Source organism: Streptomyces sp. NPDC060000, from assembly GCF_042737375.1.
GTDB lineage: Bacteria > Actinomycetota > Actinomycetes > Streptomycetales > Streptomycetaceae > Streptomyces.
This window is the reverse complement of sequence record NZ_JBHWUU010000012.1, coordinates 1-17,954: the sequence shown is the minus strand read 5'-3', so window position 1 is coordinate 17,954 and position 17,954 is coordinate 1. Positions and strand designations below refer to the sequence as shown.

Here is a 17,954-nt window from a genome sequence, read left to right as displayed (position 1 = left end):
CCTGGTAGCCGTGTGGCCCTCTTTCCACGGCGAGATGTTCTCCACCCGGGTCCGGCTGTCCGGCATGGCGATCGGAACCCAGATCGGCTTCGCGGTGGCCGGCTTCGCGGTCACCTTCGCCGCGCAGATCGCGGGCCCGGACGGCGACGGCTGGTCGTCGGTGGCACTCTTCACCGCGGCGCTCTGCGTCCCGCCCGTGATCGCCGCCCTGACGGCCCGCGAGACGGCGAAGATCCCCACGGAGTCGCTGGGCGAGCGTGGCGCGCAAAAGGCGGCCCAGCCGGAAACGGTCACTGTCTGAGCCGCCCCCCCCGTACTACAGGGTGAAGCCACCCGGAATCACGTGACCCCCGAGCCCCCGGACGCCTTCGTCGCTCCGAGGGTTCGGGAGTTCGGGGCTCGGGGGCTCGGGGGTTCGGGCCTGTCCGGCCCGTCCGGTCCGCCGGTCCGGGCGGTCGGTCCACCGGTCCGGGCGGTCGGTCGGTCCACCGGTCCGGGCGGTCGGTCGGTCCACCGGTCCGGGCTGTCGGTCCACCGGTCCGGATCGCCGAGGTCGCGCGGCGGCCACAACCACGGCAACCGCAGCACCCGCAGCACCCGCAGCACCCGCAGTGACGGGCTAGCCGTCGTTGGTTCCCCGGGGGATGCCGTACGCCCGCTCCACCCGCAGGCGCAGCACCAGTCGGCGGTCGCGGACCATCGCCGCGCGGAAGTCGTCCCAGTCGGGATGCTCACCCTGGACGTCGCGGTAGAGCCGCACGAGTTCCTCGACGGTGCTGTCGTAGGGGTCCTCAGCGACCGGCGCGAGGTCGGCGGTGGCCTCGGCGACCGTGTACGCGCGGTGGTCGGAGGCGGTGACGTGATACGACGCCCGGGGGTCGCGGCGCAGGTTGCGCGTCTTGGCGCGGTCGTCCGTGACGGAGATCCGGATGACGCCCTCGTCCGGGTAGTAGTGGTGGGCCACGTTCGACAGCTGGGGGCGCCCGTCGCGCTTGAGGGTGACCAGCACCCCGCCGCGTCCCTCGGAGAGCAGTGCGAGCAGCGCGTTCCGCGTCCTGTCCTGAGTCATACCGGACACAACCGGCGGCGTCCCCGGGCGCATTCCCCCACCCGGTCAGCCTCGTGTGAGTAGACACTGTCTACCGGCTGCTGGTAGACAGTGTCTATGAGTGATTCAGAGAAGCCGGACCCCGATCTGCGCACCCGTCTCGTCGACGTCGGCGTGGACCTGCTCGCACGGGAGGGCGCCGGAGCGCTCACACTGCGGGAGATCGCCCGCCGGGCCGGCGTCTCGCACGGCGCGCCCCGCCGCTACTTCCCCACGCACCTGGAGCTCCTGTCGGCCATCGCCCACCGCGGTTTCGTCCGGCTGGGTGCCCGGGTGACGACGACCCTCGGCGACCACACTGCCGACCCTCGCACTCAGCTGGGCGAACTGGCGCGCTCCTACCTGGAGTTCGCGGCGGACGACCCGGGAATGTACGACCTGATGTTCCGTCACGATCTGCTGGAGAGCGGTCATCTGGGACTGCGGGATACCAGCCTCCCTCTGTTCGGTGTCCTGGTGGACCTGGTCGGCCGGGCCCGGCCCGGATGTGACGCCCGGACGGTCGCGGGCGCGCTGTGGGCGAACCTGCACGGCATCGCCCAGCTCTGGCGCTGGGGAAGCCTCCGACTCGCCACGGAATCCGATGACTTCACGCCGCTCCTGCGCACGGCCCTGGACGCGCATCTCGGTCCGGAGACCGGCCGGTGAGACCTTCCTCCCGCTCCCTGCCCCTGCCTCTGACGCTGGCGAGCAGCGTGGCCGGTGCCATGGTGGTCGCCCTGGACGGCACCGTGCTCACCGTCACCCAGCCCACCCTGCGACGTGACCTGCACGCCACCTTCACCCAGGTCCAGTGGACCAGCACCGGGTATCTCGTCGCGGTGGCGGGCCTGTTGGTGTTCGCCGGGCGGCTCGGAGACCGCTACGGACACCGGCGCACCTTCGCCCTGGGCATGCTTGGCTTCGGCGTCGCGTCGGCGGGCATCGCGCTTGCACCGGACATCGGCTGGGTGATCGCGCTGAGGATCGCGCAAGGGGTGTTCGGCGCGCTGTTGCAGCCGGCCACACTGGGGATGCTGCGGGCCGCGTACCCGCCCGAGCGGCTGCGGACGCCGATCGCCGTGCGTACCGCGTGCATCGGGGTGGCCGCGGCGGCCGGGCCGGTGCTGGGCGGGGCGCTGACCACGCAGTTCGGCTGGCGGGCCGTGTTCCTCCTCAACATCGTGCCCGCGCTGCTGTTCGGCGTCCTCGCCCTCAGAACCCGGGAGCGTCCGCGTCCGCCCACCGGCGTCCCGCTCGACCTGCCCGGCGCCCTCCTGCTCGCCGTGGCCCTGGCCTGCCTGGTGCACTCGCTCGTCACCCTGCCCGGCGTGGCGTGGTCGGCGCCGGTCGCCCTCCTCGCCGGTGCCGCGTTCGTACGGCACGAACGCCGCACCCGATCCCCGCTGGTGCCGCCCGGCATCGTCGGCTCGCCGGCGGTGGGCGCGGCCCTCGGCGTACTCGTCACCGCGTCGGCCGCCCTCCACGGTGGACTGCTGGCCTGCGTCTACGTCCTCCAGGACGACCTGGGGCTGACCCCGCTGCGCAGCGCGCTGCTCAGTCTCCCGCTGGCCGTGCTGCTGGTGGCCGCCGCGCCCGCCTCCGCCGTCCTGCTGCGCCGGTCCGGCGCCCGCGTCACGGTCGCGGGAGCGATGACCGTCCTCGCCGCCGGGCTCCTCGCGCTCTCCGGGGCCTCGGGGCCGGTCGCGCTGTGCGCCGGGTTCGCGCTGGTGGGCGCCGGTTTCGGCACCGTGATGGTCGCGGCGACCCATGTCGTCGTACGGCAGGCTCCCGCGGAGTCGGCCGGGGTGGCGGGCGGGTTGCAGCAGACGGCCATGAATGTCGGGCCGCTGCTGGGCGTGGCCTCGGCGACGGTGCTCATGGGCCTCGGCGCGGCACGCTCGCCGCTCGTCCTGCTGGCGTTCGCGGTGGCTGCGGCGCTGCCGGTCTGCCGGGCGCTGCCGGGCCGGTCGCGTCCCGCCCCGCCCGCCCTCCCCACCGGCAGCGCGGCTGCCGGAAGCGACGCAACGCACACCGATCACGGCGTCGAAAGGGGTCCGCACACGCGTCCCCTACGCGACCATGAGGTCTGAGGTCGTCCGGGCGGGGTAAACCCGGACCGCACCTTGAACGATCGCACCGGAGGATAACGATGGCACTGCTGCGGCAAGAGGTCGACCCGAGCGAGGTCGGGCTGGACGCGAAGGCGCTGGACCGTCTCGACCAGCACGTCGCCCACTTCGTCGACGAGGGGCGCCTTCCCGGGTTCCTCCTGGCCGTCTCGCGCGGCGGCCGGGTCGCCCACCTCACCGCGCACGGGCGCCGCGACATCGCCGCCGGACTGCCCGTCGAGGCCGACACCCTCTACCGGATGTACTCGATGACCAAACCGGTCACCTCGGTCGCCGCGCTGATACTGGTGGAGGAGGGCCGGCTGGGCCTCGACGACCCCGTCGCCGACCACCTGCCGGCCTTCGCCGACCAGCGGGTGTACACGGGCGGCTCGGGTGCCGGCCTGACCACCCGCCCGGTCGGGCAGCCCCTGCTGGTGAGACACCTGATGACGCACACCGCGGGGCTGACCTTCGCCTTCTACCACTGCCACCCCGTCGACGCCCTGTACCGCGAGGCAGGTCTGGAGTCGGCGGTGCTGCCGGGCTCCGACCTGGCCGGGACGGTGGAGGCGTACGCGCGGCTGCCGCTCCAGTTCGAGCCGGGCACGCAGTGGAACTACTCGGTGGCCACGAACGTCCTGGGCCGGATCATCGAGGTCGTCTCCGGCCGGCCACTGGACGAGTTCCTCGCCGAGCGGATCTTCCGTCCGCTCGGCATGCCGGACGCCGGCTTCCAGGTCACGGACGAACAGGCCGGGCGGCTGGCGGAGCTGTACGGCGACGCCGACAGCGGGGGCATCGAGCGGATCCCGGGCCTGCCGCTGTTCGGCCGTCCCCGGTTCCTGTCGGGCAGCGGCGGCATGGTGGCGACCGCATACGACATGCACCGCTTCAGCGAGTTGCTGCGCCGCCGGGGCGAGCTCGACGGTGTCCGTCTGCTCGCGCCCGAGACCGTCGGCCTGATGACCCGCAACCACCTCCCCGGCGGCGCCGACCTGCGCTCCTTCGGCAGCCGCCCCGCCCACGACGAACCCGGCAACGACGGCGTGGGCTTCGGTCTCGGGGTCTCCGTGGTCACCGACCCGAGCCGCACCCAGGCGCCCTGCGGCCTGGGCACCTACGGCTGGAGCGGTGTCGCCACGACGACGTTCTGGGTCGACCCGAGCCACGATCTGACCGTCCAGTTCCTGACCCAGTTGAGGCCGAGGAAGTCGCTGAAGCTCTACCCCGAGCTCAAGCGGCTCGTCCACGAGGCGATCACCGACTGACGATCCGTCAACCCTTGGTCCGCAATCTGAACTCGAGTCCCTCGTCCGCGAGTTCACGCAGCCACTCCTCGGAGCGCGCCGCCGTCCCGGCCGCCCGGCTCAGCCCGGGCGACAGGGAGCCGTCCAGGATGTGCCGGACGCCCAGGGCGAGCGGCCGGGAGACACAGCGCGCCATCGCACTCTCCTTCTCGTCGCCCACCAGGTCCAGGAGGTAACTCCCGCACCACGAGGCGCCGTTGGCGACGACGTTCTCATCCGTGATGCCGCTGTCACCGTTGGGCACGTACACCTCCAGCGACACGGCGAGGACCACGCGGTCGCGGTCGGTGTCCGTGGTGGGGTGGGCGGCCGCCAACTCCCGTGCCAGCTCGGCGATCCCGGCGTCGTCGGCCGCCGTGAGCTGTTCGAAGACCGTGTCCCAGGCCCGCAGCCAGCCCTCCAGACGCAGGGTGCCGCGCACGAAGGTCAGCGGATTCCAGGCGGGCGGCAGCCCGTACTGCCCGATGAACGGGACGCTGTCGCGGTTGGGATAGACCTCGAAGGTCTCGCCGTCGAGGAGGTGCTCGCGCGTGGCCTCCCAGGGCCGGTCGGCCACGATCTCGGTGCCGTCCTCGACGTAACGGGCGGGCGAGCGAAGGGCGTTGAGGACGCCGAGGGGTGCCCAGCTGAAGCGGTACCTGAAGTCGTCGGGAACCGCCGGGACGCCTCCGCAGTACGAGGTGAGGCGGTACGAGGCCGCCGTGTCGTCGCCGATCGCCTTCAGGGCGCGGGCGACGAGGCTGTGCGCGAAGAGGTGGTCGACACCCGGGTCGAGGCCGGCCTCGGTGAGCACGACGATCCCTGCGCCGGTGGCCGCGGGCACCTGCTCCAGTACCGCGTCGGAGACATAGCTGGAACACGCGAAGTGGGCCCGCCGAGCCACGCAGGCCGCCAGCAGTGCCGCGTGCTCGGGCGCGGGCAGCATCGACACCACGACGTCCCCGGGGGCCAGTGCGTCCGTGAGCGCGTCGAGGGTGTACGCGCACGGCTCGGCACGTCCGGTCAGGCCCAGCCGGTCGAGGGCCCCGGCCGCCCGCTCCGCCGTGCGGTGCCACAGCCGTACGCCGTCGGTGTGTTCGCACAGCGCGGCCAGGCCGCTGCCCGTGGAGAGACCGGCGCCCACCCAGTGGACGGTGCCGTTCGGTGGAACCAGGTCAGCCACGGCCGGACTCCCCTTTCGTGAGCCCGAGTTCACGGGAGGCGAGGTGGAAGCGGTCCAGGCAGCGGCCCCACGGTCCGCCGACGCCGAAGTCCAGCAGCTGGGGAGTGAGGTCCGCCGAGAAGTCGACGCTGGACTCGCGCGGCAGCAGGGACGGCAGGTTGTCGATGGCGATCAGGTCGAGCGGGGGTTCCTTGCGCAGCCGGCGCACCGGGTCCGTCCACTCGGTGGTGCGGTCGTACACCGGAAGGACGTTGAGCGGCGAGCCGACGTCGCAGGTGACGTCGGAGAGGGTGCGCAGCCGGCGGGCCGGGTCGTCGAGGTCCTCCTCGCGGACGAACGGCGGCACCGGGGTGGTGGCGAGCACGCAGTTGACCAGCACGTCGTGCGCCAGCAGGGCGGCGCGGTCCAGGTCGAGGGTCTCGGCCAGGTCCCAGCGGGCGGGGTCCACGCCGGCCGTGGCGAACGCGGCCCGGGCGCCCCGGCCGCTGCGGCCCAGGGCGCCGACGACCAGGGCGGTGAACTCCGCGTCACCGGGGGCCGGACGCAGCGTCTCGTCCAGCTCGTCCCGGCCGGTGGGCAGCAGGGGGGCGGTCAGCCTGCCCCGGTGCTGGAGCACGGCCAGGGCCGCGCCGAGGTAGCCCGCCCAGAAGCCGAAGGCGGCGAGGCGGCGGCCGGCGTCGTCGACCAGGTACTCCAGGTCGAGGAGCACTCCTCCCCCGGCGGCGAACCGGCGCAACAGCGCAGGGGCGCCCGGCTGTTGTTTGTAGGCGTGACCGAAGAGAATGTGCCGGTTCGTCAACCGGGCCGGTTCGTCCGGGAGTTCCTTCAGGCCGAGGATGACAGCGTCCCGGGGCGCGGACAGCCAGGCGCCAGGGGGGACGATCCGGGCGCCGACCGCCTCGTACTCGCGCGTCGGGAAGACGCGCTGCGGGGAGTCCTCGACGGTCAGTTCCGCGCCGGCCTCGACGAGGCGGCGGGCGTCGTCGGGGACGACCGGGGTGCGCCGTTCGGTGCTGCGGGCCTCGTGTCGCAACCACAGGTGCAGTTCGGTCATACGCGGTTGACCTCCGGACGCGGGGCGTCGGCCGCGAAGCGGTCGGCGCTCAGGGGGGTGACGTCCACGAAGGGTACGCGGCCGAGGTAGAGGTCGCGGACGACCTCGCCGACGGCCGGCCCCTGGAGGAAACCATGGCCGGAGAAGCCGGTCGCATACAGAAAACGGGATACCGAAGGCGCCTCGCCGATCAGCGCGTTGTGGTCCGGGGTGACCTCGTACAGTCCCGCCCAGCCGCCCGTGCGGCGCAGGTCGAGGAGGGCGGGGGCGCGGCGCTCCATGGCGGCGGTGAGGCGGGGGATCCACCGCTCGTGGGTGTCGGTGGCGAAGCCCGGCCGTTCGTCGGGGTCGGACATGCCGACCAGCAGACCGGGTCCCTCGGTGTGGAAGTAGAGGCTGCTGGTGAAGTCGATGGTCATGGGGAGGCCCGGCGGCAGACCGGGGACCGGTTCGGTGACCGCGATCTGGCGGCGCAGCGGCTGCACCGGCAGCTCCACGCCGGCCATCGCGCCGACGCCCCTGGACCAGGCGCCGGCCGCGCAGATCACCGTGTCGGTGGTGACCCGGCCGAGGGTGGTCCGCACGGCGGTGATGGTGTCGCCCCGGCGTTCGATGCCCGTGACCGCGGTGTGCCGCAGGATGCGCGCCCCGCAGCGGCGGGCGGCGGCCGCGTACCCGTGGACGACGGCCTCCGGGGTGCAGTGGCCGTCGTCGGGCGAGAACGCGGCCGCGAGTAACCCGTCGGTGCGGATCAGCGGGGAGAGGCGCCGGGCCTCGGCCGGGTCGATCATCCGGCTGGGCACACCGAGCGCGTTCTGGAGCCGCACGCCCGCCTGGAAGGAGGCGACCTCCTCGGGCGTGGACAGGAGGAAGAGGTAACCGACGCGGTGCAGCCCGATGTCGTGTCCGATCTCCTCCCCGAACCGTCCGAACGCCTCCAGGCTGCGCGCCCCGAGCTGGATGTTCAGCTCGTCGGAGAACTGGGCGCGCACCCCGCCGGCGGCTTTCGAGGTCGAGCCCGCGGCGAGTTCGTCGCGCTCGACCAGCAGGACGTCGGGTACGCCGACGGCGGCGAGGTGGTAGGCGATGCTCGTGCCCATCACCCCGCCGCCGATGACGACGACCGAGGCATGTGTGTTCACCCGGGCGGCTCCTTCTCGCGGCGGCGGCCCCGGCTGGTATGCCGGGACCGGAGCTGTCGTACGCCATGGCCGCCACGATCCCTACCCGTCGCGACGGCGGTCCGAAGCGGCTTCAGGACCAGTGCGCCACCGCGTCCAGGTGGGGCAGCCGGTGGTCCAGGCGCTCCCGCTTGGTGCGCAGGTAGGTGATGTTGTTCTCGCACGGCTCGATCAGCAGCGGCACCTCTTCGGCGACCCTGATGCCGTTGTCCACGAGCGCCTCGCGCTTGCGCGGGTTGTTCGACATCAGGCGGACGGAGTCCACGCCCAGGTCGCGCAGGATGTCGGCGGCCACCTTGTAGTCGCGGGCGTCGACCGGGAAGCCGAGCGCCACGTTCGCCTCGACGGTGTCCAGGCCCTCCGCCTGCAACGCCATCGCCCGCAGCTTGCCCAGCAGCCCGATGCCCCGGCCCTCGTGGCCGCGCAGATAGACGACTATGCCGCTGCCCTCGGTGACGACCGCCCGCAGCGCGGACGCCAGCTGGTCGCCGCACTCGCAGTGCTGGGAGCCGAACGCGTCGCCGGTCAGGCACTCCGAGTGCAGCCGGGTCAGCACGTTCTCGGCGCCGATGTCCCCGTAGACCAGGGCGACTTGCTCGTCACCGCGGTCGTGGTCCATGTAACCGATCGCCTGGAATTTCCCGTACACGGTGGGCAGGGGGGCATTCACCACGCGTTCCACACCGGTGCGCTGGGGGGTCTTCGTGCCGAGTACGCCAATTTTTTCTGTCATGATCTGGTTCCTAAGCAGAGACGAAGGGCCGGGAAGAAATGAGTGGTTCGGAAATACGGTCGGCGGCGTACGGACTGGTGCCGACGGACACTACCGAAGACGTACGCACCCGGGGCGCCGGTGTCTCGGCACAGGTGGCGGTCCTGCCCGTCGGAAGCTTCGAACAGCACGGTCCGTACCTGCCGTTGGCCACGGACACACTGGTCGCCTGTGCCATCGCCCGGGAGATCGCCGGGGCGTACCCGGTGCACCTCCTCCCGCCGGTGACCATCGCCTGCTCGCACGAGCACGCGGCCTGGCCGGGAACCGTCAGCATCTCCTCCGTGACCCTTCACGCGGTGGTACGGGACATCGCGGCGTCGCTGCGCCGCTCGGGCGTCGAGGCCCTGGTGCTGGTCAACGGACACGGCGGGAACTACGTCCTGGGCAACGTCGTCCAGGAGTCCTCCGCCGCAGGTGAACGGATGGCGCTCTTCCCGGCCGCGGAGGACTGGGAGGCGGCGCTGACGCGGTCCGGGGTGTCGACCTCGCTGCTCACCGACATGCACGCCGGGGAGATCGAGACCTCGATCCTGCTGCACGCCCACCCCGAACTCGTCCGGCCCGGTTATGAGTCGGCCGATTTCGTCGCGGACGACCGCCGTCATCTGCTCACACTGGGAATGTCCGCCTATACCGATTCGGGCGTCATCGGCCGTCCTTCCCTGGGGTCGGCGGAAAAGGGGAAGGAACTCCTGGCGAGCCTGACGGATTCCTTCGGCGCGTATTTCTCATTGCTGACTTCGGGGGCTCCGCCGGCTTCGGGAACCGAAACACGCGAGGCCGGAACACGCGAGGCCGGAACACGTGACGCCGTAACGGATGACGCCGTAACGGGTGACTCCGAAGCCGGTGACTCCGCGGCGGGCGACGTGGAGTCTTCGTAACGCCGCTCGTCGAGCCCGGGGCCGGCTCCGTCGGCGGCCCCGGTCCGCAGCCCCGCGGACCAGCGGACGACCAGCACGACCGCCCCCGGCAGCGCCGCCACGAAGCTGAGCACGCCGTACACGACGGCGACCGCGAGACCGGTGCTCGCGCCGAGCCCGGCGGCGCCGAACGCCCAGGCGGTGACGCCCTCGCGGGGGCCCCAGCCGCCGACGTTCAGCGGCAGGCCCATGGCGAGCAGGGCGAGGACGGCGATCGGCAGCAGCGCGAGGACGGAGGCGCCGGAACCGGCGACCCGCGCGGCCACCAGGAACATCCCCAGGTGCCCGGCCAGCACGACGGCCGACGACACGGCGACGCCGGGCCCGTTGCGCCGCGACAGCAGTCCTTCGCGCGCCTCGGCCAGTCCCGCCCGCAGCCGCTTGCCACGACGCGGTGCCGAGGAGTTCATCCGGACGGCGAGGAAGACGGCGAGCGCGCCCACGCCGGCCAGCAGGACCAGCGGGGCGATCTGCCGTGCGTCCTGCATGACCGGGGAGGGCAGGGTCAGCAGGACCGTTACGCCTGCCACGGCCAGCACGAGCTGTCCCGCGGTGCGCTCCAGGACCACGGCCCGCACACCGCGTCCGACGTCGCCGGCGCTCTGCCCGTGCCGTACCGCGCGGTGCACGTCGCCGAGGATGCCGCCGGGCAGGGCCGCGTTGAGGAACAGGGCCCGGTAGTAGTCGGCGACGGCCGGGCCGAGCGGCAGCCGGATGCGCAGTCCGCGGGCCACCAGCGCCCACCGCCAGGCGCTGAACACCGTGGTGACGGCGCCGATCCCGAGCCCCACCAGCAGCGTCGGGCCGTCGATCCGGCGCAGTCCGTCCAGGAAGACGCCGGTGCCGAGGCGCCACAGGAGGACGCCGAGGATGACGACTCCGGCGACCGTTCCGACGTGCGTGCGGACGGCGCGGTTGGTGAGCAGGGCCCGCAGCCGGGAGGTCTTCGCCGCGCGCGGCTCGGTCACGATGACACCGATGCGGGCCCCGGACACGGCGGCGCCGGTGCGGGCCACCGACGGGCTGCGAGGGGGCCGTCGGGCGAGCGCCCCGGCTCCCTCGGCCCACACCACGGGCGGCGCGGCCGTCACCCTCGGGCCCACCGTCTCGGCGCTCATCAGACCCCGCCCGTCGGCCGGGCAAGCGCCAGCAGGTCGCTGTGGTGGACGGTGACGTGCAGGTCGCCCGCCGCGCAGGCCGCCAGCCGGGCGGCCAGGTAGGTCTCGGCGCGCTCGGCCAGTGCGGGGCGCTCCTCCACGGCCGCGCCGACCCAGCCGCGCAGCCACTGGGCGGTCAGGCCCACGTTCTCGGGGCCGAGCCGCCACGGGCTCGGATGCACCTTGACGGTCGCGCCGTGGGCGGCGAACGCCTCGCAGGCGACGGTCACCGCGTCGGGGCCGAGGAGGCCGTCACGCCGCTGGTGGTCGTTGAAGGCGGCGGCGATCTCGTCGTCCAGCGGGTCCGTGGTGCTGAACTCGACACGTCCGGCGACCGAGAGCGTGAGCAGCGCCGGGCAGCCCGCGCCGGCACAGGCCGCGGCGAGCGTCTCGATCTCCTCGCGGGTGAGGACGTCGAGCAGCGCGGAGGCGGTGACCAGCGAGGCGCCGAGCAGGGCGTCCGGGGTCAGACGGGCGACGTCGCCGCGCCGTGTCTCGACGGTGACCCTGCTGCCGTCGGCGCCCGCCCTGGGGGAGGCGACGGCCGCGAAGTGCAGGAGGTAGGGGTCACGGTCGTGCAGGATCCAGTGCTGGGCGCCGTCCAGCCGGGGGGCCAGCCAGCGGCCCATCGAGCCGGTGCCGCAGCCCAGGTCGTGGATGGCGAGACCGCCGCGTCCGGGCAGGTTGGCGAGCCGGATCCGCAGCGGGTCCAGCAGGTCCATCGACCGGGCGGCGGCGTCGGCGGGCTCGCGCAGCTCCAGCCACTCGGGGGCGTAACGGGGCTGGTCCTCCGGCCCGACGTCGCGCAGCCGCACGGTGGGCCGCTCGCCGGACCGTGCCACCGGCCCGGCGCCGGCGATGACGTCCGCCGCACCGCCATCGGCCCCGGCGACCGGGTCGTGCGCACCGGAACCGGCACCGGCACCGGCAGTCGCCGCCTGCGCCACAGCCTCCGCACCCGCGCCGACGCCACGTGTCACCGAGCCGGAACCCGCTGTCGCGGACGCCGCCCGCGCCGCGGAGCCGTCGCCGGGAACCAGGGACTCCGCCATGGAACCAGTCTCCTTCCGGCCCGGCTGTGCCGGTATGCCGCCCACGCGTCGTGCCACGTCGGCCGGGGTCGCCGTCGTCTTCCTCATGCCGCCCTCCGGGGTTCGCTGGAAAGCCGGCCGAGGACGCCGGCCAGGCTCTGGGCGGTCGTCGCCCAGCCGTTCAGGGCCGCCCGGCGGCCCCGCGCGGCCGCCTTGAGCCGACGTCGTACATCGGCCTCGCCGAACCAGCCGCGCAGTTCGACCGCGAGAGCGGCCGGGTCCTCCGGGGGGACGAGGATGCCGGGGACACCGCCGTCGGGGGCGCGGCCGACCGCCTCGGGCAGCCCGCCGACGTCCGTCGCGAGGACGGGGATGCCACGGGCGAGCGCCTCGGTGACGGCCATGCCGTACGTCTCCGCGTAGGAGGTGAGGACCATCAGGTCGGCGGAGGCATAGGCGGCGTCGAGCTCGGCGCCCGCCTTCGGGCCCGCCAGCTCCAGCCGGTCCTGAAGGCCGTACTTCGCGATGAGGCCGCGCAGATGGGCGACGTACTCCGGGTCCTGCCCGAGACCGCCCACGCACACGCAGCTCCACGGCAGATCCCTCGCCGCGGCCAGCGCCTCCACCAGCCGGTGCTGGCCCTTGCGCGGGGTCACGGCGGCCACGCACAGCAGGCGTGAGACACCGTCGGTGCCGGAGGCGAGGGGGGCGATGTCGGCGCCGGGGGCGGCGACATGCACCCGCTCGGGGGCGAGGCCGTGGTGGGAGACGAGGCGGCGGACCGCCCAGTCGCTGGTGGCGACGACGGCGGGGACGGCCCGCAGCACGGCCCGCTCCTTGGCGTCGAGCTCGGCCGCCACCTCGGGCGCGAGGCCCCGCTCGTCACCGAGCGGCAGGTGGACGAGGACGACGAGCCGCAGCCGCTCCGCCTCGGGGGCGATGATCTCCGGTACCCCGCAGGCCACCAGCCCGTCGAGGAGGACCATCGTGCCGTCGGGAAACTCCCGCAGCGTCCGCGCCAGTTCCGCGCGGGCGGCCGCCTCCGGGCGGGGCCAGGAACCGGGCACCTGGTGCTTGTGCACCTGCCAGCCGAAGCCGGGCAGATCCAGGCAGAGGCGCCGGTCGTAGGCGTTGCCGCCGCTCGGGTTCGCCGCGTCGTCGACGCCGCCCGGCATCACGAACTGCACGGAGCGCAGGGACATGGGAATGATCCCGCCGATCTTGGGAAGCGCGGCCTGCGCGGGCACGTACGCGAGCGGGGCCTTCTTGCCGGTCTGCACGGCGGCCTTCTCGAGGGTCGCGTCGGTCACAGGGCACGCTCGTAACTCGCCCAGGCGATGTGCGACTCGTGCAGGCTGACCGCGATGGCGGCGATCCCACGGGCGCCCTCACCGAGCGCGCCCTTGTGGATACGCTCCGCGAGCCGGTCCGCGATGACCTTGGCCAGGAACTCGGTCGAGGTGTTGACCCCGGCGAAATCGGGCTCGTTGTCGAGGTTGCGGTAGTTCAGCTCGCTGACCACTGCACCGAGTTCCTGCGTGGCGAGACCGATGTCGACGACGATGTTGTCGTCGTCCAGCTGCTCGCGGCGGAACGTGGCGTCCACCAGGAACGTGGCTCCGTGCAGGCGCTGCGCGGGTCCGAAGACCTCGCCGCGGAAGCTGTGGGCGATCATGATGTGATCGCGGACGGTGACACTGAACAACGGACGACCCTCCAGGTGCGGCGCCTCTGGTCCCCCGGCCGTTGGCCGCCGGGGGATGCCGTGTAGTACGGCTCTTCGCTTCCCCCTGTTCAGCCCGATCTCACTCTTTTCTCAGGTCAGGCGCTCTTGTTCATACCTGACACGGTGACACAGGGCCGGAATCTCGCCAGTCGCGAGCTTCGGCATCACCTGCGGCAGCTCCTCGAAAGCGCTGTCTCCGGTGACGAGGGCGTCGAGCGCCGGGTCGGCCAGCAGCTCCAGGGCGAGCGCGAGCCGGTCGGCGTACGTCCGGCTGGAGCGGCGGGCCGGGGAGACGGTGCCGACCTGGCTGCTGCGGACGACCAGCCGCCGGGAGTGGAAGTCCTCGCCGAGCGGAAGGGAGACCTTCCGGTCGCCGTACCAGCTCAGTTCCAGGACGGTGCCCTCGGCGGCCAGCAGCTCCAGCGAACGCGTCAGGCCCTGTTCGGTGGCGCTTGCGTGCACCACGAGGTCGAGGCCGTCGCGGGCGTCCGCCGGAAGGGCGAAGTCGACGCCGAGTGCCTCGGCGACCTTCGCCCGCGCCGGGTCTGCGTCCACCAGCTGCACGCGGACGCCGGGGAAGCGGGCCAGCAGCGCGGCCACCGAGCAGCCGACCATGCCGCCGCCGACCACCGCGATCCGGTCGCCGACCAGCGGAGCCGCGTCCCACAGCGCGTTGACGGCCGTCTCGAGGGTCCCGGCCAGCACGGCCCTCGGCGCGGGCACCGAGTCCGGTACGACCGTCACCGCCGTCGCCGGGACGACGTACCGCGTCTGGTGTGGATAGAGGCAGAAGACCGTACGCCCGACCAGCGCCGCCGGGCCCCGCTCCACCACCCCGACATTGAGATAGCCGTACTTCACGGGCGCCGGGAAGTCGCCCTCCTGGAACGGTGCCCGCATCGCCGCGTGCTGGCTCTCGGGCACCCCGCCGCGGAAGACGAGGGTCTCCGTGCCACGGCTGACGCCGGACCACAGCGAGCGCACCAGCACCTCGCCCTCGGCCGGGTCGGGGACGACGACGTCGCGGATCTCCCCCGCACCCGGAGCGCTGACCCAGAACGCACGAGCGGTGACTGACATCGGCATTCTCCTGAACGATCGGCAACCGGCCCACGTACCGAGGTGTGCACAGTCCGCGCACAGTACGCGGCACTGATCATCTTTGTCATCTGGCCGGAGGAATGTGCGGTGGCCCTGAACAACACTTACGACGCAAGGCTGGTCCAGCAGGAGACCGCTGTGGGAGCGGGCGTTCAGATCCTGTTGCTGGCTCTGCTCGGCTCGGCGATCGGCCTGGGGCCGGCGGGCTGGGTGACCGGTCTCGTCTTCGCCATCGCCACCTGGGCGGTACTCTCCCGGGCGCTGCACCGCTCCGCTCTGCGCTCGTTCGGCCCGGCCAACCGGGTCACGCTCGGCCGGGCGACCCTGGTCGGCGGGGTGACCGCGCTGGTCGCCGACTCCTTCGAGAGCACGCCTCCGGTGACGCTCCTGGTGGGTCTGACGGCGGTGGCCCTGATCCTCGACGGCGTCGACGGCAAGGTCGCCCGGCGCACCAACACCTCGACGGCGCTGGGCGCGCGGTTCGACATGGAGGTCGACGCGTTCCTGATCCTGGTGCTCAGCGTGTACGTCTCGATGGCGCTGGGCCCGTGGGCCCTGCTCATCGGCGGGATGCGCTACGTGTTCGTCGCGGCGGCCCGCGTCGCCCCCTGGCTCAACGCGCCCCTGCCGCCGAGCACCGCCCGCAAGACGGTCGCCGCGCTCCAGGGCGTCCTGCTGCTGCTGGCGGGCGCGGACCTGCTGCCGTACGCGGCCAACTTCGCCGTCGTACTGCTGGCGCTGGGCTCGCTGGTGTGGTCCTTCGGCCGGGACGTCCTGTGGCTGTGGCGGACCTCGCGCATCGAGGCGCACGCTCCGGCGCCGAAGGTGCTGGAGCTGGTGTAGCTCCTGGAGCCGATGTGGCTCCTCTCTCCCACCCCCACGGGTTTCCCTCATAGGCCCGCCGCAGGGTCCGACCCGCTGACGACCTCCGCCGATCCGACCGGCACGAAGGTGCTCGCTACGGCCGTGCCGAGCGCGTCCGTACGACGGCGCGGACGGCCGGTGCGATCCCGGGCAGCGAGGGTTCCCGGGCGCCGGGCGGCCGTCCGGCGGCGAAGACGGCCTGGAACGCCGTGCCGTCCCCCACGGCGGCGGCATGTCACCCGTGCCGGGTCCGTGCCCGGCCGCGGCCGGCAACACACACACCGCGGCGAACACCGCGGCGCGTAGACCCGGGACGACCGGGGGACGCACTCAGGGTGCGGGATCCTCGCCCCGTGCAACCGGCACGTCGGCCACCGCTCCCGCGCACCCGTTCGACCACACTCTCGGGCTCCCGCGCCCACCGGCCTCCCGCGTTCACCGTCGCCGGGGCAGAAACGCGACGGCGGCGGCCGGTACCGCGGCCAGCAGGAGCCAGGAGGCGGCCGGTGGAGCCCGGCAGGTGGCCGCCCGCCGAGCAGCACGATCACCCCGGAGACCGAGGACAGCGCCCCGGTGTGTGGGGCTTGATGTGGGGCGTGGTGCGGGGCCGCTTGTGAGGCTGGGCGTGGGGCCGCGTGTGAGGCTGGGCGTGGGGCCGGGCGCGAGGCCGTCCTCCCGCCCCAGCCAACTCCGTTTTGCAGATCGACTGTTCACCGACTTGCGGGTCTGTCGTGCGGCGTCGCTGCGCCCGTGGCCGTGGCCGTACCCGTGGCCGTCGTAGACCACCGGCCGCGGTCACCGCCAGGGCGCCGAGGAGGGCGAGGACCGTGGCGGGGGCGAGGACGGCCCAGGGTGCGCGTTCGGCGTAGGGCTGGTTCTCGGCGAGGAGCAGGCCCCACTCGGGGGACGGCGGCTGCGCGCCGAGACCGAGGAAGCCGTGGACGACGGCGTCGGTGCCGAGGACCGCGGCCTCGGCGGCCATGACGGCGTCCTGCCGTCCTTCGGTGTCGGCCACCGCCTGCGCCTCGGCGACGGCCCGGTCGACCGCCTTGTCGCACAGCAGGGCGAGGTTGTAGCCGCCGGCGCAGGTGAAGTCACTGGCGAGGAGGGAGACGGGGTCGACGGTGTCGAGCAGGCTGTTGCGCGCGCCGAAGATTGATCACCCAGCCCTCGCTCCCGGATTTGACAGAGATCACGACACGCCCCTAAATCTAGTCACATGACTTTCATTTTCAACAAGGGGGTGCGGTGATGCGCGTCGCATTCGCGGGGAAGGGCGGCAGCGGCAAGACGACCCTGTCGGCCCTGTTCGCCCGGCAGTTGGCGCGATCCGGCGCACCGGTGCTGGCCGTGGACGGTGACATCAACCAGCACCTCTCCGAGGCCCTGGACCCCGCAGCGGGCGCACCGCGGTTCACAGCTCCGCCCCTGGCCGCGCATCTGGGCGACATCAAGGACCTGCTGCGCGGCACCAACCCGCGGATCGCCTCCCGCGAGGCCATGGTCAAGACGACCCCACCGGGGCGCGGCTCCCGGCTGCTGCGCCTGCTGGGCGACGACGACCTGCACACGCGCCACGTCCAGCGGGTGGGTGGCGTGCCGTTGATGGTGACGGGCGAGTTCGACGACAGCGACCTGGGGGTGGCCTGCTACCACTCCAAGCTGGGCGCGGTGGAGCTCTATCTGAGCCACCTGGTGGACGGCCCCGGCGAGTACCTGGTGATGGACATGACTGCCGGAGCCGACGCCTTCGCCTCCGGCCTGTTCACCCGCTTCGACATGACGTTCCTGGTGGCCGAACCCACCCGCAAGGGCGTCTCCGTCTACCGCCAGTACCGCGATCACGCCCGTGAGTTCGGCATCCCGCTCGCCGTGGTCGGCAACAAGGTCACCGGCGAGGACGACCTGCTCTTCCTCAAGGAGGAGGTGGGCGACGACCTCCTCACCCACCTCGCCCTCTCCCCCTGGGTCCGCTCGGCCGAACGGGGCCGCCCACAGGGCGAGTTGGAGGAACCCAACCGCCACGCCCTCAACGTCCTGCGCGAGACGGTCGACGCCCGCGAGAAGAACTGGCCGGTGCTGCACCGCCACGCCGTGGAGTTCCACCTCCGCAACGCCCGCTCCTGGGCCGACAAGGCCACGGGCCGGGACCTGGCGACGCAGGTGGACCCGGAGTTCGTCCCGGGCCCGACATCACTGACCTGAACGCCCCCGCGCCGCCTGGGCGGGCCTGCCCCTCCCACCCTCCACCCTCGCTCCCCCACTCTCCACAAGAACAGGGCACCCATGTCTCTCGACGTCTGACGGGACTGCTGTTCGACGCATTCGCACCTGGGCCGCCGCCGGAACCGTCACCGACCTCGCGTCGGCGACGGTTCCGGCGGCGGTCGGGACCCGGGCCCCCCGGGCCCCCCCCCCCCCCCCCGGCCCGGGGGCGTGGGCCGGGGGGCCGGGCGGGGTGGGTTAAACAAA

The 17,954-nt window shown here is 73.1% G+C and carries 17 protein-coding genes and 3 pseudogenes; 8 read left to right on the top strand and 12 right to left on the bottom strand.

Going from position 1 to position 17,954, the window contains the following annotated elements:
• Positions 1-10 precede the first annotated feature (10 nt).
• A pseudogene (locus tag ACFWBB_RS09250) lies at positions 11-301 on the top strand (MFS transporter); the annotation flags it as partial.
• A 318-nt stretch (positions 302-619) separates the two neighbouring features.
• On the opposite strand, the gene ACFWBB_RS09245 reads toward ACFWBB_RS09250, so the two are convergent.
• The gene (locus ACFWBB_RS09245; protein ID WP_385268761.1) at positions 620-1,069 is read right to left on the bottom strand and encodes a TIGR03618 family F420-dependent PPOX class oxidoreductase; all 450 of its coding nucleotides are present in this window, start codon (positions 1,067-1,069) and stop codon (positions 620-622) included.
• Between the two features lie 96 nt (positions 1,070-1,165).
• On the opposite strand from ACFWBB_RS09245, the gene ACFWBB_RS09240 reads away from it, so the two are divergent.
• From ACFWBB_RS09240 to ACFWBB_RS09230, 3 genes are read left to right on the top strand one after another with little or no spacing between them, the layout of a single operon-like run.
• Positions 1,166-1,756, top strand: a complete 591-nt coding sequence (locus ACFWBB_RS09240) for a TetR/AcrR family transcriptional regulator (protein WP_385268759.1) — start codon at positions 1,166-1,168, stop codon at positions 1,754-1,756.
• Positions 1,757-1,815: 59 nt separating this feature from the next.
• Positions 1,816-3,180, top strand: a complete 1,365-nt coding sequence (locus tag ACFWBB_RS09235; protein WP_385268857.1) for an MFS transporter — start codon at positions 1,816-1,818, stop codon at positions 3,178-3,180.
• A 59-nt stretch (positions 3,181-3,239) separates the two neighbouring features.
• Complete coding sequence (locus ACFWBB_RS09230; protein ID WP_385268757.1) at positions 3,240-4,469, top strand: serine hydrolase domain-containing protein; 1,230 nt, start codon at positions 3,240-3,242, stop codon at positions 4,467-4,469.
• 7 nt (positions 4,470-4,476) lie between these two features.
• Here the strand turns inward: ACFWBB_RS09230 and ACFWBB_RS09225 are convergent, their stop codons facing one another.
• From ACFWBB_RS09225 to ribA, 4 genes are all read right to left on the bottom strand, one after another.
• The gene (locus ACFWBB_RS09225; RefSeq protein ID WP_385268755.1) at positions 4,477-5,670 is read right to left on the bottom strand and encodes a saccharopine dehydrogenase family protein; all 1,194 of its coding nucleotides are present in this window, start codon (positions 5,668-5,670) and stop codon (positions 4,477-4,479) included.
• Positions 5,663-6,724, bottom strand: coding sequence for a saccharopine dehydrogenase (locus tag ACFWBB_RS09220; protein WP_385268753.1), 1,062 nt, complete (start codon positions 6,722-6,724; stop codon positions 5,663-5,665). Before ACFWBB_RS09220 ends, ACFWBB_RS09225 begins: the two co-directional genes overlap by 8 nt.
• Complete coding sequence (locus tag ACFWBB_RS09215) at positions 6,721-7,866, bottom strand: NAD(P)/FAD-dependent oxidoreductase (RefSeq protein ID WP_385268751.1); 1,146 nt, start codon at positions 7,864-7,866, stop codon at positions 6,721-6,723. The genes ACFWBB_RS09220 and ACFWBB_RS09215 overlap by 4 nt, the downstream gene beginning before the upstream one ends.
• Before the next feature lie 112 nt (positions 7,867-7,978).
• Positions 7,979-8,638, bottom strand: coding sequence for a GTP cyclohydrolase II (ribA, locus tag ACFWBB_RS09210; RefSeq protein WP_385268749.1), 660 nt, complete (start codon positions 8,636-8,638; stop codon positions 7,979-7,981).
• 38 nt (positions 8,639-8,676) lie between these two features.
• On the opposite strand from ribA, the pseudogene ACFWBB_RS09205 reads away from it, so the two are divergent.
• Positions 8,677-9,336, top strand: a pseudogene (locus tag ACFWBB_RS09205) (creatininase family protein); the annotation flags it as partial.
• Here the strand turns inward: ACFWBB_RS09205 and ACFWBB_RS09200 are convergent.
• The 5 genes from ACFWBB_RS09200 to ACFWBB_RS09180 all read right to left on the bottom strand — a co-directional run bounded on the left by ACFWBB_RS09200 (position 9,309) and on the right by ACFWBB_RS09180 (position 14,597).
• On the bottom strand, positions 9,309-10,721 hold the full coding sequence (locus ACFWBB_RS09200; protein ID WP_385268747.1) for a YbhN family protein: 1,413 nt from the start codon (positions 10,719-10,721) through the stop codon (positions 9,309-9,311). The pseudogene ACFWBB_RS09205 and the gene ACFWBB_RS09200 overlap by 28 nt on opposite strands.
• Positions 10,721-11,899, bottom strand: coding sequence for a trans-aconitate methyltransferase (locus tag ACFWBB_RS09195; protein ID WP_385268745.1), 1,179 nt, complete (start codon positions 11,897-11,899; stop codon positions 10,721-10,723). Before ACFWBB_RS09195 ends, ACFWBB_RS09200 begins: the two co-directional genes overlap by 1 nt.
• Entirely contained in the window at positions 11,896-13,101 is a 1,206-nt protein-coding gene (locus tag ACFWBB_RS09190; RefSeq protein ID WP_385268743.1) for a glycosyltransferase family 4 protein, read from the bottom strand. Before ACFWBB_RS09190 ends, ACFWBB_RS09195 begins: the two co-directional genes overlap by 4 nt.
• On the bottom strand, positions 13,098-13,496 hold the full coding sequence (locus ACFWBB_RS09185; RefSeq protein WP_385268741.1) for a 6-pyruvoyl tetrahydropterin synthase family protein: 399 nt from the start codon (positions 13,494-13,496) through the stop codon (positions 13,098-13,100). Before ACFWBB_RS09185 ends, ACFWBB_RS09190 begins: the two co-directional genes overlap by 4 nt.
• Before the next feature lie 111 nt (positions 13,497-13,607).
• The gene (locus ACFWBB_RS09180; RefSeq protein WP_385268739.1) at positions 13,608-14,597 is read right to left on the bottom strand and encodes a zinc-binding alcohol dehydrogenase; all 990 of its coding nucleotides are present in this window, start codon (positions 14,595-14,597) and stop codon (positions 13,608-13,610) included.
• 108 nt (positions 14,598-14,705) lie between these two features.
• Between ACFWBB_RS09180 and ACFWBB_RS09175 the strand changes: the two genes are divergently transcribed.
• Positions 14,706-15,461 carry a CDP-alcohol phosphatidyltransferase family protein gene (locus ACFWBB_RS09175; protein WP_385268737.1) on the top strand — a complete coding sequence of 252 codons (756 nt, stop codon included), beginning with the start codon at positions 14,706-14,708 and terminating at the stop codon, positions 15,459-15,461.
• 115 nt (positions 15,462-15,576) lie between these two features.
• Here the strand turns inward: ACFWBB_RS09175 and ACFWBB_RS09170 are convergent, their stop codons facing one another.
• Positions 15,577-15,705, bottom strand: a complete 129-nt coding sequence (locus ACFWBB_RS09170; RefSeq protein WP_385268735.1) for a hypothetical protein — start codon at positions 15,703-15,705, stop codon at positions 15,577-15,579.
• Between the two features lie 321 nt (positions 15,706-16,026).
• Positions 16,027-16,470, bottom strand: a pseudogene (locus ACFWBB_RS09165) (hypothetical protein); the annotation flags it as partial.
• On the opposite strand from ACFWBB_RS09165, the gene ACFWBB_RS09160 reads away from it, so the two are divergent.
• Positions 16,420-16,641 (top strand): hypothetical protein, encoded by a 222-nt coding sequence (locus ACFWBB_RS09160; protein ID WP_385268871.1) that lies wholly within the window; start codon positions 16,420-16,422, stop codon positions 16,639-16,641. The pseudogene ACFWBB_RS09165 and the gene ACFWBB_RS09160 sit on opposite strands and share 51 nt — an antisense overlap.
• A gap of 92 nt (positions 16,642-16,733) precedes the next feature.
• Positions 16,734-17,687, top strand: a complete 954-nt coding sequence (locus tag ACFWBB_RS09155; RefSeq protein ID WP_385268733.1) for an ArsA-related P-loop ATPase — start codon at positions 16,734-16,736, stop codon at positions 17,685-17,687.
• The last annotated feature ends 267 nt before the right edge of the window (positions 17,688-17,954 follow it).